This window comes from Arthrobacter sp. CC3 (assembly GCF_039907775.1).
Taxonomy (GTDB): domain Bacteria; phylum Actinomycetota; class Actinomycetes; order Actinomycetales; family Micrococcaceae; genus Arthrobacter.
Window position 1 is genome coordinate 36,937 of sequence record NZ_JARCCY010000007.1, and the last position, 12,986, is coordinate 49,922.

The window sequence follows — 12,986 nt, forward strand, 5'->3', positions numbered from 1 at the left end:
AGTGCCCAGTCGATCTGTGAAAATGGAGTAATGAGCCCCCAGCCTCCCACGTCGAAGCCGCACGCACCCCGCCCCGGTCACCAGGCCTCGCACGGGCATAGCGCACATGACCACGGCGTCCAGGGCCAGAGCCTGGAAGGAGCGCTCCAGCAGGCAGGCTTCTACCCCCGGCTGGTGGCCGACGTCGTTGATGACGCCCTGGACGGGCGCGACTGCATGGCGCACCTTGTGCATCTTGAAACGCATTTCGACCGCGCGGAGGTGCGCCGCCACATCACTGTGCTGGTGCTGACGGACGACATGCTGGTCATCGCCCACGTTGACGACCAGCAGCTCGACGAGGCCGGCGAACAGATTGTCGCCCAGATTTCCACCGAGTCAGTGCCCGTGGCGCAGATCCGTTCCGTGGTGCTGAGCTACATGTACGCCCAGCCGCAGAACTACAAGCCCTCCGATCCCGTGCGGGAACTCACCCTTTCCATCGCCTGGTCCGGCGGCCAGCGCCTGGACATGGGGCCGGCCAGCTGCGGGGATCCCCAGTGCGAAGCGGACCACGGCTACAGCGGCACCATCGCCCAGGAGGACATTGTGCTGCGCATCAGCGCCGAAGCCGACGGCCTGCAGGCCGTCCAGGACGCCAAGCTGTTCGCCCGCGCGCTGCGCGCCGTCAACACCGGTTCGGCGCCCCTGCCGCACAGCGGTCCGGTGGCCGCGCCACGTCCGCGCACCGGCGTTTTTGGAAACCGCCTCAGCCGCGGGCACCAGCGCTGAGATGATTCCCGGAAACAATGCTGAGCCGTCAGCCCTCGCCATCGCCGAGGGTGCCCCCGTTCCTTCACCGATGCCCCCGGCGCCTGCCTTCGGCCAACGTTCCATCGCCGAAGTACTGACCAGCGCGGCAGCGAGCCTGGGGATTGAGGGCTTCGAGAACCGGCTGAACCTGCCCGCCGCCAAGCGGGTGTGCGTTGTCCTCGCCGACGGCCTGGGCCGCGGCCTGCTCAAACAAAAGTCGGCGCACACGCCCTTCCTCCGGTCCGTGATGCAGCAGGGGCAGGGGGCGGTTCCGGTAGCGCTGGACTCCGCTTTCCCCTCAACCACTGCATCCTCCCTCGCCAGCTTCGGAACAGGGCTCCCGGCCGGCCAGCACGGAATGGTGGGCTATGACGTCCTCGATCCCGGACAGGACAAGGTGGTCAACATGCTGGGCAACTGGGATGCCGGCGTGGACCCGCTCGAGTGGCAGCCGTTTCCCACGGTGTTCGAGCGCGCCGCCGCCCACACCGACGTCACCACCATCAGCCTTCCGCAGTTCGGCGCCTCGCCCATGACCCAGGCCGCCCTTCGCGGCGGCCGGTTCATCGCCGCCGGTACTCCGCATGCCAGGACTGCTGCCGCGGCGGAAGCCATGCTGCACGCCGAAAGCTCCCTGATGTACTTCTACGTCAACGACCTGGACAAAGCCGGGCACCGCTACGGCTGCCAGTCCGCCCAGTGGGAACACCAGTTGGAAGAACTCGACGCAACGGTTCGCCGGCTCAATGCCACGCTTCCGCCGGGGACCACCGTCCTGTTGACGGCGGATCACGGCATGCTCGACGTCCCGGAGTCGCAGCGGTTCGACTACTCCGCGGAACCGGCCCTCATTGCCGGTGTGCGGCACACAGCGGGGGAGCCGCGCATGGTCCACCTGTACTTGGAGCCCGACGCCGGTGAACAGGACCGGGCACGGCTGATCGAGTCGTGGCGGGAGCGGTTTGGTGACAGGATCTGGGCGTTCACCCGCGACGAGGCCGTGTCCGCCGGACTCTTCGGCGACGTCCGGCCCGAGGTCAGTGCGCGCATCGGCGACGTCATGATCGCCGCCCGGGACGCCCTCGCGCTCTACGACACGCGCCGCGTCCGCTCCACCGCCCTGGAGGTCGTCGGGCAGCACGGGTCGCTGACCAAGGCCGAGCGGGAGGTTCCGCTGTTGTATTTCCAGGCCCAAGGCAGAAAGGGAGCGCGTGGCTGAACTCGTCTTCTTCTCAGGAACGATGGACTGCGGAAAATCCACTCTGGCCCTGCAGATGGACCACAACCACCGGGCCCGCGGCCGCGGCGGCGTCCGGTTCAGCCGCAACGACCGTGCCGGCGGTGCAAGGATCTCCAGCCGGCTCGGGCTCGAAACGGACTGCGTGGAAGTCCTGGACTCCACGGACTTCTGGGACGAGGTCATCCAACGCCGCACCCGCGGCCTCCGGGTGGACTACCTGATCTGTGACGAAGCCCAGTTCTACTCACCGCTGCAGGTGGAACAGCTCGCCCGGATTGTGGACGAGATCGACGTCGACGTGTTTGCTTTCGGGATCAGCGCCGACTTCCGCACCCGCCTCTTCCCGGGGTCGCAGCGGCTCATCGAGCTGGCGGACCGTGTCCAGGTCCTGCAGGTGGAGGCGCTGTGCTGGTGCGGACGCCGGGCCACCCACAATGCCCGCACGGTCGACGGCGTGATGGTCACCGAAGGTGCGCAGGTGGTGGTGGGCGACGTCGACATGGCCGGCGACCAGGCCTCCACCGGCGCGGCGGACCACGCCCCCGTGGTGGGCTACGAGACGTTGTGCCGGCGGCACTTCATGCGGCGGGTCACCGCCCACGGCGCCAACGTCATGGCCCAGCAGGACCAGCTGCTCCCGTTCGAGGTGGACGCCTGCCTGTGGCACGGTGCCGGAGAAACCCGGCCCGGCTGACACGCTACGCCGGGCGGTTCAGTCGCCGCGTGCGCCGAAAACTATCTCATCCCAGCTCGGTACGCTGGAACGCTTGGGTTTGGACGGCTGCCGTTCGGGCTGCTCCGCGTCCCGGTCGTTTCTGGGGGTGGCCGGTGCCTCGTCCCGGGTCCGGCGCGGGCTCCCTCCACCCAGCAGTTCATCCAGCCCCACGTTCGGAGCGGATTCGCGGTTCCAGCCGGTCTGGCGGGGACGCGCCGTTTCCCTGACCGGAGCAGTTTCCGCCGCGGCGGCTTCATCGCCGTCCGGGCTGGCGGCGGGTACCGCCGGCGTGCTGCCGGAGTCTTCAGCGGACGCTTGGTCCGGGTCCGTCACCGGACGCAGCGGGGAGGCCACGATGGTGATTTCGCGGGTTTCCGTGCTGACGCCGTCGTGGAGTTTCAGCCGTTCATCGTCGTCCCCGGTGTGCCGGGGAGCCAGGCTGAGGCGGGACAGCATTGACGCGCGGACTTCACGCTTGCGGGTGAACGAGTCTCCCTTGGCGGCCGGGGATTCGGCTTCTTCGCGGCTTTCCGTCCCCGTTGCGTCGTCGTCGGAGTCGGGCTCCGCTACCACTTCGGAGGGCCGGGGGTGGGCCGCCGGAACACCGTTGGTGAGCAGCAGTGCCAAGGCGTCGTCGGCGTCCTCGTCCACACCGAGCCGCTGTCCGCGGCGTGAGCGCAGCATCTCGAGCAGGCCGTCCGAGTCCTTGCCGGGCTGGCCGGATGCCGTCCGGGCAGCGGCCGCCTCGGCGTCGGTCTCAAAGTCAAACGGGCGGTCGGACACTGCCGACAGGCGGCGGGCGGGCACAGGACCGTCGAGCGGTTCCAGCTCGCTGAGCTGCTGTGCCCAGCGGTTGGCGTTCTGCAGGGATTTCCGGGCGGGACTGAAAGTCCACATGGCGGGCGGTTCCTCGCCGATGCTGGTGTGCGCGCCGGTATTGGTTTCGAAGCGTGCCACCACGGTCCAGGTGCCGTCCGGGCGCCGCCAGGAGTCCCACTCGACGGTGGAGGATTCGATGCCGTGGGCGTTGAGGCGGTGTGCCACCATGTCGCCGAGGGTTGCCGGGTTGTCGCCGAAGGCGGAGCGGAAGACGTCATGGCCCGGCGCAGGGGAGGCCACCTCGATTTTTCGCGCCTGCTGTGCCACGTAGTCGCGTTCGGCAAGTACGGGGCCTTCATAGCGCTGGACCTTGGCCAGGGGGATGCCCGAGAGTTCCGAAACCTCCGCGGCCGTGGCGCCGCTTCTGATGCGCGCCTGGATGTCCCGCGGGGACATGGCAACAGGCGCAACTGCAGCGGCCGCTTTCGCCGGAGAGCGGCTGGCCGCGAGCCGAAGGGCTTCGTTGATCGGCAGCCGGAACATCTCGCCGCCGGTGCCGCTCAACAGGAGATGCTCCCCGTCGTCGTGGACGCCTACAAGCCGTAGATCCTGCATACAAATCCTCCACCCTGGCATTACTGACATTCGAAACTCTGCCACTCGGCAGTCGCAATTCGGGGGAGGGGAGAGGGCGCGCCGCAATATTCCAGGGTTTTCCAGTCGTCAAGGGCGTTTTTACTGCTTCCGGCCTCCGGCGGGCGGGCCCGGCCGGCACCCGCCTCGCACAGACCACGCTTTCCCATTCCGCTCAGGGAAAAATGGGCGCCTGAGTCGGGCACAAAATGAGTCAAGCCAGCGTTGACATCGGTGAACCGGCCCGGGGGACCAGCCCGGCGGACGATGTCCGTCCCGAAGAGGCCACCGGCGCCCGGCCATCCAACCGAAAAATCGGAGTGTGAACAGAAGATAATGGCGACAGACTACGATGCGCCGCGGAAATCAGAAGAGGACCTGAACGAAGATTCCATCGAGGCATTGAAGACCCGCCGCGTGGACAAGCCAACGGCAGTGGTGGATGAGGACGAAGCCGAGCTGGCTGAAGGCTACGAACTCCCGGGGGCAGACCTGTCCGGCGAAGAACTCCTGGTCCGCGTCCTGCCGGCCCAGGCTGATGAATTCACCTGCTCGTCATGCTTCCTGGTCCGTCACCGCTCGCAGATCGCCCGGGAAAAGGACGGTTTGCTCTTCTGCAAGGAGTGCGAGGGCTGACAGAGGGGCCTTAGGCGCGGGTGAGGGCGGCGGTCAACTGTGCCGGGTGCCGCGTGGAGGTGAGCCAGTAAGGCGTGGGGTCGGATGGATCCGTGATGTCGATCCTCACCACCGGGTCCACCCAGCCCCGGATGCAGAGGTATGCCAGTCCGTTCAGGCGTGTGCCGCGTTCCGCCGTCGCCTCCTTGCCGGTGAACGGTGTCACGGTCCCTATATAACGACGCTCGATGGTGGCCCGCCCCACTTGGAGCGTTTCTGCCGTCACCGTTATCGACGGCGTGGACAGGATCAGCAGCACCGTGATGATGCTGAACAGCACCAGTGCCGCCGTGATGCCGGCCGCCATGCTGATCGGAGCAAACACGAGGATGCCTGCGCCGGACAGTCCGGCTGCGACGAGCCAGATCCAAAGGTTGGGGTGGAGTTTCTCGCTGTACAGAACGGCTGTTCCGCGGGGTGTGCTGTTGGGGGCAGGCACAGCTGCACTAGATTCCGGCATAGGCCCAGCTTTCCACTTTTTCCGGAGTATTTCACCTTGGCCCGGCAGCGGCCGCTGCCCGCGGCGGCCAGTCCGCGGCTAGGCCAAGGTGCGCCGCTCGCGTTAGAGTAAATGACTGTGACTGAAGAAACTGCAGCCGTGAGTACTTTGCCGCCGAACTCCCTGGAAGGCAGCGCCGCGGCCTACGGATCGCCCACGCTGTCGGTCCAGCTGAAAATGCTCGACGCCGGCCTCGAAGCCCCGTCCTACGCGCACCCCGGCGACGCCGGTGCGGACCTTCGCGCCCGCGAGGACGTAGTCCTTGAACCAGGCGAACGCCGGCTGGTGCCCACGGGGGTTTCCATCGCCCTCCCCAACGGTTATGTCGCCCTCATCCACCCCCGGTCCGGGCTGGCCACCAAGCATGGCCTGACAGTGGTCAACGCCCCCGGGACCGTGGACGCGGGATACCGCGGCGAGATCGCCGTGACGCTGCTGAACACGGACCGTGAGAAGGCCATCGAGCTGCGGCGCGGCGATAGAATTGCACAGATGGTCATTCAGCGCGTGGAGTACGCACAGTTTGTGGCCGTTGCGGAATTGAGCGACTCGGTCCGCGGTGACGGCGGCTTCGGTTCCACCGGCGGATTCGGTTCCGCCGCCGGGTTCGGAACACCGCAGGCCTAGCCGCGGGCGCTGCCCGGCTCAGCCGGTGCTGCATGACTTACCGCGCGGCCCACAGTGGCACGGCGGGAATTGATCACTACTAAGGAGACAAACCCGATGGTTTTTGGGCGTGGCAAGAAGGCCAAGAAGGACCAGGCGGCAGAGACCGCGGAAAGCCCGGAAACTGCAGGCTCCGTTGCCGAGGAGCGCACTGGCCGGGCAGCCACGGGGCCCTTTGACGTCTCCGAAGTCGACAGCACTGACGGCTACGTTGACCTGGGAGCCCTCCTGATTGCTCCCCGGGAAGGCCTCCAGCTCCGTCTCGAGATCGAGGAAGCCACCCAGCGGGTTGTGGCTGTGACCATGGACCTCGACGGGTCGAGCCTCCAGCTCCAGGCCTTCGCCGCGCCCCGCACCGAGGGGCTCTGGGACGAGATCCGTGAACAGATCGGCCAGTCCGTGGGAAGCCAGGGCGGCCAGGTCGAGGAGATTCCCGGCGTTTTCGGTACCGAACTGGTGGCCAAACTTCCGGCAGGAACGGCCGACGGCGCGGGCGGCTACCGCGTGGCCCGCTTCATCGGCGTCGACGGCCCCCGCTGGTTCCTCCGCGGCGTGCTGGGCGGCGAAGCTGCCCTGGACCGCGACGCCGCGGCGAACCTGGAATCGCTGTTCCGGCAGATCGTGGTGGTCCGCGGCGAGAGCCCCATGCCGCCGCGTGACCTGCTGCAGCTCCGCCTGCCGAAGGATTCCGCTCCCGCGCCGCTGCAGGGCGCACCCGAGTTCGAGCAACCCGAGCGCGGACCGGAGATCACCCAGATTGGCTGACCCGGCCGGCGAATATCCGCAGCCCGAACTTTCCATCAGTGGATTGCCGGACCGTGGACGGGTGCTGTGCCGTGGCTTCATCGAGTCCGTGACCTACGTACCGGCCGCACAGGTTGCCAGCTTCACCGCGATCATCACGGACCACGACCTGCCGCGCACCAAGGGAGGCGTTGCCCCCGCCGCGGTGGAACCGGCGTCGGCCCGAAGGCCCGGAGGACCCGGCCGGCGCGACCGGCTGCGGGTCGTGTGGCTCGGCCGGCGTCGCGTTCCCGGCGTCGACCCCGGCTGCGAACTCCGGCTGGAAGGCATGCTGACGTTGCGCGACGGGCTGCCCACCATGTTCAACCCCCGCTACGAAATACTGTCCCGCCAGGAGAACCAATGACGCCGTCCGAGACTCCGGATCCCGCTGCCGGACCGGCCGCATCCGAACCGGTCAAACCACGGGCCGCGCCCGAGCCGCCGTCAGTGGCAGACCTCGCGGAAGGCTACGCGGTCAAGGCCGGCCTGCACCGGACCAAGGACGGCAGCATCGATGTGCTGAAGACCGCCGGCGGCGTCCAGGGTATCGCCGAGAGCATCGTCCCCGGACTCACCTTCCTCGTAGCCTTCACCATCACCCGCGACCTCACCCTGTCCCTGATCGGGGCCCTTGCCGCGGCCGCAGCCTTCACCATTGCCCGGCTGGTCCAGCGGCGTCCTCTGACCCAGGCGCTGGCCGGGATAGTCGGCGTCGGAATTTCGGCGTGGCTGGCGAACACCACCGGCAAGGCGGAGAACTTCTACGTTCTGGGGTTCTTCACCAACGCCGCCTACATTGCAGGCATGGTGGTGTCCATAGCACTGCGCTGGCCCATCGCCGGCCTGCTGTTCGGTTTCATCAGGAACGAGGGCCTGGAGTGGCGCAAGGACCCGGCCCGGGTCAGGGCCTACCGCCTGGGCACGTGGATCATCGTGGGTGTCCTGGTGCTGCGGCTGCTGGTACAGGTGCCGCTCTACCTCCTCGGCGAGCAGGGACTGAACGGCCTCGCCACCACACGGCTCCTGATGGGCGTCCCGCTGTACATCCTGGGCATCTGGGTTGCGTGGCTCATCACCAAGCCCGACCGTAGCCGCCCGAACTAACCGTCGAAGCCGTCGTCCTCGGGAGCCTGCTGCTCCCGGGGCTGGGCGGCGGCCGGGTGCCCCTCGTCCTCCTGTGCACCGTCCGTGTCCCGGTCCTGCTGTTCAGGGGACAGCAGCGCCCTGAGCTGGTCTTCGGCAGCAATGGTGGTGACGAAAAACAGTTCGTCCCCGCCGTCGAGCACATCGTCCCGGCTGGGCGTGATGGGGGCCTGGTCCCGCAGGATCGCCACCAAGGTGGAGTCCTCGGGCCAGTCAATGTCTCCCACGGTGGTTCCGATGACGTGCGAGTCGTGGGGCACGGTGAACTCGACCAGGGACGACACCCCGGTCTGCAGCGTGAGCAGCCGGACGAGGTCGCCGATTTCCACCGCTTCCTCAACGAGCGCAGTCATCAGCTGCGGGGTGTTGACTGCGACGTCCACGCCCCACGAATCATTGAACATCCAGTCATTCTTGGGGTTGTTGACGCGTCCCACCGTGCGTCCGACGCCGAATTCGGTTTTGGCCAGCAGGGACACCACAAGGTTCACCTTGTCATCACCCGTGGCTGAAACCACCACCTCGGCGTCCTCTAGCTTGGCGTCCTGGAGCGTGCTCAGTTCGCACGCGTCGCCCACCAGCCAGTGCGCCCCGCGGAGCCCGCTGCGGCCGATCACTTCCGGTTTCAGGTCGATCAGCAGGATTTCGTGTTTGTGGGCAAGAAGCTCACGGGCGATCGAGGAACCGACGCTGCCTGCCCCGACGATGACGACTTTCACTTACTGCTCCTTGGGGGGTTCTTTGGCAAGAATGTGGCCTACCTCGGCGCTGCGGTCCACGCGAAGCATGGCGTGGACGGTATCGCCCTCCTGATAGGACGTGCCGGCGGCCGGCAGCATACCTTCGCCAAACCTGGTCAGGTAGGCAACCCGGATTCCGGCCGCCTTCTCGATCTGGGCGACGGAGTGCCCGATCCACGCCGGGTCGAGGTCGATTTCGGCCAGGACCAGCCGGCCGGAGGGCTCACGGAAGTCGCCGGCGAGGTGCTGTTCGGGCAGGATCCGGCGCAGCACCTGGTCCGCGCTCCAGCGCACTGCCGCGACCGTGGGAATGCCCAGGCGCTGGTAGATCTCGGCGCGGCCGGGGTCGTAGATCCTTGCCACCACGTGCGGGACGTGGAACGTTTCGCGGGCCACCCGGGTGGCCAGGATGTTGGAGTTGTCACCGCTGGACACGGCCGCGAAGGCATACGCCTCGCTGACGCCGGCCTGTTTCAGGGTCTCCCGGTCGAACCCGACTCCGGTGACCTTGCGACCGGAAAAGCCGGTGCGGAGCCTGCGGAAGGCACGGTCGTCCTGGTCGATAATGGCCACCGAATGGCCCGCATCCTCGAGGGTGTGCGCAAGCGTTGCTCCCACACGCCCACATCCCATGATCACGAAGTGCGCCACCCGTGCCTCCTCAGTCTTTTTCCTGTTGCTGCGTAAGACTCTACCGGCCGTCGGCGCCACTCGGCCCGGTGGCCGCAACTTCCCGCCCGGTGGCCTCACCGGCGGCCGCGGGGGCGCCGCGGAGTGGCCCCGGGGCGAACAGCCACATGCCGTCATGACATCGCGTCCGAATCAGACTAGCTTTGTGGAGTGCTGACAATATTGAATGCCGTGAAGCGGGTGCTGGTGGGGAGGCCCTTCCGGAACGACCGGCTGGCCCACACCCTCCTGCCGAAGCGGATCGCGCTTCCGGTCTTCGCCTCGGATGCCCTGTCCTCTGTGGCCTACGCGCCCGACGAAATCCTCCTGACCCTGGCACTGGCGGGCGTCAGCGCGGTTGCCTTTTCACCATGGGTGGGCCTCGCCGTCATGGTGGTGCTGCTCACGGTGGTGGCGTCCTACCGCCAGAACGTCCACGCCTACCCGTCCGGCGGCGGCGACTACGAAATAGCCAACGTCAACCTGGGCAAGTACGCCGGATTGACCGTGGCCTCAGCGCTGCTCGTTGACTATGTGCTCACGGTTGCCGTCTCGATGTCCTCCGCGGCAACCTACCTCACCGCAGCGGTCCCGGCGCTTCACGGCCAACAGGCACTGATTGCCACCGTGGGCGTGGTCATCCTGGCGCTGGTAAACCTGCGGGGCATCAAGGAAGCAGGCAGCGTCTTTGCCGTTCCCACCTACATCTTCATGGCGTCCATCCTGGGCATGACCGCCGTCGGCGTCTTCCAGGCGGCAACCGGCCAGCTCGGCGAGGCCCCGTCCGCGAACTTCACGATTGTTCCGGCGGCCGGGTTCGACGAGGGGCTGGTGGGGCTTGCCGGCGCCTTCCTGCTGCTCCGCGCGTTCTCCTCGGGTGCCGCGGCCCTGACGGGCGTGGAAGCCATCAGCAACGGCGTTCCGAATTTCCAGAAACCCAAGAGCAAGAACGCCGCCACCACGCTGCTGCTGCTGGGCGTCATCGCTTCCGCAATGCTCGCCGGCATCATCTACCTGGCCAACGCCACCAAGGTGCACATTGTGCTGGACCCGGCCACGGAATTCCTGGTCAACGGGCAGCCGCTGCCGGAAGGCTACATCCAGAGTCCGGCCATCAGCCAAATCGCCCAGACCATCTTCGGGCCGGGTTCGGTGCTGTTCTACATCGTGGTGGCCGCAACCGGCGTCATCCTGGTTTTTGCCTCGAATACAGCCTTCAACGGTTTCCCGGTCCTCGGATCCATCCTCGCGCAGGACGGCTACCTCCCGCGCCAGCTGCGCACGCGCGGTGACCGCCTGGCCTTCAGCAACGGCGTGCTCGCCCTCGCCGCAGGCGCCCTGGTGCTCATCCTGGCCTTCAACGCCGACGTCACCAAGCTCATCCAGCTCTACATCGTCGGCGTTTTCATCTCCTTCACGGCAAGCCAGCTGGGCATGGTCCGGCACTGGGGGCGCGAACTCAAGCTGGCACGGGACAGGACCGTTCGCCGCCGGATGCTGAAGTCGCGCACCATCAACATGATCGGGTTCGGCATGACCGCCCTGGTCCTGACCATCGTGCTGATCACCAAATTCGAGCAGGGGGCATGGATCGCCCTGCTTGCGATGTTCGTGCTCTTCCTCATCATGTGGAGCATCCGTGCGCACTACGACAACGTGGCCAAGGAACTGGCCGTGGACGAGGACTCCTCCCCGCGCGCCCTTCCGTCCCGGGTCCACGCCGTGCTCCTGGTGTCCCACGTCCGGAAGCCCGTCCTGCGGGCCCTGGCCTATGCGCGCGCGTCCCGGCCCTCGCGGCTCGACGCCATCACGGTGGATATCAACTCCGAAGAAACGGCCCACACCCTCGCGGACTGGGAGAAGCTCGAAATTCCGGTGCCGCTGACGGTCCTCGCCAGCCCGTACCGGGAAACGGTGACCCCCATCATGGAATACGTCAAGAACATGCGGCGGGATTCGCCCCGCGACCTCATCGTGGTCTACATCCCCGAGTACGTGGTGGGCAAGTGGTGGGAACAGCTGGTCCACAACCAGACCGCCCTCCGCATCAAAACCCGCCTCCACTTCGAGCCGGGTGTCATGGTGGCCAGCGTCCCCTGGCAGCTGAAATCGTCCGAAGAAGCCAAGAAATTGCAGGATATCCAATGAACCCCGAGACCCAGACCCGCACGCATGCCGAACTTGTGGTGGATGTCGGGCCCATAGCCCACGGCGGCCACTGCGTGGCCCGCCACGAAGGCCGCGTGGTGTTTGTCCGGCACGCCATTCCCGGCGAAAAGGTCAGGATCCGGCTGACGGACGCCGGCGAGGACTCCAAGTTCTGGCGCGCCGACGTTGTGGAGGTGCTCGAAGCGTCACCGGACCGCGTGCCCCATTTCTGGCACGTGGCGGATTCCCTGCGTGCCTGGTCCCACGGCCACCCGCCCGTGGGCGGCGCCGAACTGGGCCACGTCTCCCTGGAACGCCAGCGCAGCCTCAAAGCTGAGGTCCTGGCGGAACAGCTGAAGCGGCTCGCCGGCGTCGAACATCCGGCTGCGTGGGCGGACCCCGCCGGCCGGGAGAACATCGTCGAAGCTGTGGGGGAAGCTGCGGCGGCCGACGGCACCCCCGGCGCGGCAGGCCTCGGCTGGCGCACGCGGGCAAGTTTTGCCGTGACGCCCGCCGGGAAGCTGGGCATGCACGCCCACCGTTCCGATCAGGTCATCGCCATCCGTGAGATGCCCCTCGCCGTGGCCGGAATCAACGAGCTTAAGCTCTGGGACGTCGACCTCCAGGGCGTCGAGCGCGTGGAAGTGGCAGCCCCCGCCAACGGATCGCGCCCGCTGGTGCTGCTGGCCCCGGCCGCAGGCACCCGCGCCAAGCGCCTCAGCGGCATCCTGGCGCAGCTTCCCGACGACGTCTCCGTGGCCAGTTTCGATCCGGCCAAGGGCGAGGTGCTGCAGCTGCGCGGCCGCACCTGGGTCCAGGAGACCGCCGCCGGACACGAATACCGGGTCACGGGGGAGGGCTTCTGGCAGATCCACCGGGACGCGCCAGACACCCTCGTCGGGGCGGTCAAAGGATTCCTGCACGACGGCGGATACCTTGAGCCGGGCGCGGTGGTGGCCGACCTGTACGCCGGGGCGGGCCTTTTCACCGCAGCCCTCGCCGACGCCGTCGGTGTCACCGGTTCGGTGCTCTCCGTTGAAGGTGCCCCCGGCACCAGCCGCGACGCGCGGAAAAACCTCCACGGGGCGCCGCAAGTGGAGATCGTGCAGGGACGCGTGGAACGTGTGCTGCGCCAGAAACCCCGCAACTTCGACGCCGTCGTCCTTGATCCGCCCCGCGCCGGCGCGGGCAAAGCCGTGGTCAGCCAGTTGATGGCTGCGGGGCCGCGGGCGGTCGCCTATGTGTCCTGCGATCCGGCGTCGTTCGCCCGGGACCTGGGGTACTTCCAGCCGGGCGGCTGGTCGCTCGCAGGGCTGCGGGCGTTCGATCTGTATCCCCACACCCACCACATGGAGACAGTGGCGTTGCTGACGCCCCCGGCCTGATGTGACTAGGATGGGCGTAGTAGTCCCACGTCGCGCGCCGAATTCTCGGCTGACCCCATGCTCTTTTGTATGACCT

Annotated in this window: 14 protein-coding genes; 10 read left to right on the forward strand and 4 right to left on the reverse strand. The window is 67.4% G+C overall.

Features of this window, described 5'->3' with window-relative positions:
* Positions 1-30: 30 nt before the first annotated feature.
* From PV761_RS05590 to PV761_RS05600, 3 genes are read left to right on the forward strand one after another with little or no spacing between them, the layout of a single operon-like run.
* Complete coding sequence (locus tag PV761_RS05590; RefSeq protein ID WP_347895030.1) at positions 31-771, forward strand: DUF5998 family protein; 741 nt, start codon at positions 31-33, stop codon at positions 769-771.
* 1 nt (position 772) lies between these two features.
* Complete coding sequence (locus PV761_RS05595) at positions 773-2,011, forward strand: nucleotide pyrophosphatase/phosphodiesterase family protein (protein WP_347895032.1); 1,239 nt, start codon at positions 773-775, stop codon at positions 2,009-2,011.
* Positions 2,004-2,726, forward strand: coding sequence for a thymidine kinase (locus tag PV761_RS05600; protein ID WP_028270831.1), 723 nt, complete (start codon positions 2,004-2,006; stop codon positions 2,724-2,726). Before PV761_RS05595 ends, PV761_RS05600 begins: the two co-directional genes overlap by 8 nt.
* Before the next feature lie 18 nt (positions 2,727-2,744).
* Here the strand turns inward: PV761_RS05600 and sepH are convergent, their stop codons facing one another.
* The gene (gene sepH / locus PV761_RS05605) at positions 2,745-4,181 is read right to left on the reverse strand and encodes a septation protein SepH (RefSeq protein ID WP_347895035.1); all 1,437 of its coding nucleotides are present in this window, start codon (positions 4,179-4,181) and stop codon (positions 2,745-2,747) included.
* 354 nt (positions 4,182-4,535) lie between these two features.
* Here sepH and PV761_RS05610 point away from each other — a divergent pair, with 354 nt between their 5' ends.
* Positions 4,536-4,835, forward strand: a complete 300-nt coding sequence (locus tag PV761_RS05610; RefSeq protein ID WP_028270829.1) for a DUF4193 domain-containing protein — start codon at positions 4,536-4,538, stop codon at positions 4,833-4,835.
* 10 nt (positions 4,836-4,845) lie between these two features.
* On the opposite strand, the gene PV761_RS05615 is transcribed toward PV761_RS05610, so the two are convergent.
* Positions 4,846-5,334: a DUF3093 domain-containing protein gene (locus PV761_RS05615; RefSeq protein ID WP_028270828.1), complete on the reverse strand. Its 489-nt coding sequence runs from the start codon at positions 5,332-5,334 to the stop codon at positions 4,846-4,848.
* Between the two features lie 117 nt (positions 5,335-5,451).
* Between PV761_RS05615 and dut the strand changes: the two genes are divergently transcribed.
* The 4 genes from dut to PV761_RS05635 all read left to right on the forward strand — a co-directional run bounded on the left by dut (position 5,452) and on the right by PV761_RS05635 (position 7,929).
* Positions 5,452-6,000 (forward strand): dUTP diphosphatase, encoded by a 549-nt coding sequence (dut, locus tag PV761_RS05620; RefSeq protein WP_028270827.1) that lies wholly within the window; start codon positions 5,452-5,454, stop codon positions 5,998-6,000.
* Between the two features lie 96 nt (positions 6,001-6,096).
* Complete coding sequence (locus tag PV761_RS05625; RefSeq protein ID WP_028270826.1) at positions 6,097-6,804, forward strand: DUF3710 domain-containing protein; 708 nt, start codon at positions 6,097-6,099, stop codon at positions 6,802-6,804.
* A complete protein-coding gene (locus PV761_RS05630) occupies positions 6,797-7,189 on the forward strand; it encodes a hypothetical protein (protein WP_347895039.1) in 393 nt (130 codons plus the stop codon). Before PV761_RS05625 ends, PV761_RS05630 begins: the two co-directional genes overlap by 8 nt.
* Positions 7,186-7,929, forward strand: a complete 744-nt coding sequence (locus PV761_RS05635) for a DUF3159 domain-containing protein (protein WP_347895041.1) — start codon at positions 7,186-7,188, stop codon at positions 7,927-7,929. The genes PV761_RS05630 and PV761_RS05635 overlap by 4 nt, the downstream gene beginning before the upstream one ends.
* Here PV761_RS05635 and PV761_RS05640 read toward each other — a convergent pair.
* Both PV761_RS05640 and PV761_RS05645 read right to left on the reverse strand, forming a co-directional pair.
* Positions 7,926-8,687 (reverse strand): TrkA family potassium uptake protein, encoded by a 762-nt coding sequence (locus PV761_RS05640; RefSeq protein ID WP_028270823.1) that lies wholly within the window; start codon positions 8,685-8,687, stop codon positions 7,926-7,928. The two genes, PV761_RS05635 and PV761_RS05640, sit on opposite strands and share 4 nt — an antisense overlap.
* Positions 8,688-9,359, reverse strand: coding sequence for a TrkA family potassium uptake protein (locus tag PV761_RS05645; protein WP_028270822.1), 672 nt, complete (start codon positions 9,357-9,359; stop codon positions 8,688-8,690). It abuts the gene before it with no gap.
* Positions 9,360-9,548: 189 nt separating this feature from the next.
* Between PV761_RS05645 and PV761_RS05650 the strand changes: the two genes are divergently transcribed.
* Both PV761_RS05650 and PV761_RS05655 read left to right on the forward strand, forming a co-directional pair.
* Complete coding sequence (locus PV761_RS05650; protein ID WP_347895067.1) at positions 9,549-11,525, forward strand: APC family permease; 1,977 nt, start codon at positions 9,549-9,551, stop codon at positions 11,523-11,525.
* Positions 11,522-12,910, forward strand: coding sequence for a TRAM domain-containing protein (locus tag PV761_RS05655; RefSeq protein WP_347895069.1), 1,389 nt, complete (start codon positions 11,522-11,524; stop codon positions 12,908-12,910). The genes PV761_RS05650 and PV761_RS05655 overlap by 4 nt, the downstream gene beginning before the upstream one ends.
* The last annotated feature ends 76 nt before the right edge of the window (positions 12,911-12,986 follow it).

Excerpts from the sequence above, each read along its gene's own strand:
- PV761_RS05615 (WP_028270828.1), bottom strand. The coding sequence starts at position 5,334 with ATGCCGGAATCTAGTGCAGCTGTGCCTGCCCCCAACAGCACACCCCGC.
- PV761_RS05595 (WP_347895032.1), top strand. The coding sequence starts at position 773 with ATGATTCCCGGAAACAATGCTGAGCCGTCAGCCCTCGCCATCGCCGAG.
- PV761_RS05625 (WP_028270826.1), top strand. The coding sequence starts at position 6,097 with ATGGTTTTTGGGCGTGGCAAGAAGGCCAAGAAGGACCAGGCGGCAGAG.
- PV761_RS05655 (WP_347895069.1), top strand. The coding sequence starts at position 11,522 with ATGAACCCCGAGACCCAGACCCGCACGCATGCCGAACTTGTGGTGGAT.
- PV761_RS05590 (WP_347895030.1), top strand. The coding sequence starts at position 31 with ATGAGCCCCCAGCCTCCCACGTCGAAGCCGCACGCACCCCGCCCCGGT.
- sepH (WP_347895035.1), bottom strand. The coding sequence starts at position 4,181 with ATGCAGGATCTACGGCTTGTAGGCGTCCACGACGACGGGGAGCATCTC.
- PV761_RS05610 (WP_028270829.1), top strand. The coding sequence starts at position 4,536 with ATGGCGACAGACTACGATGCGCCGCGGAAATCAGAAGAGGACCTGAAC.
- PV761_RS05635 (WP_347895041.1), top strand. The coding sequence starts at position 7,186 with ATGACGCCGTCCGAGACTCCGGATCCCGCTGCCGGACCGGCCGCATCC.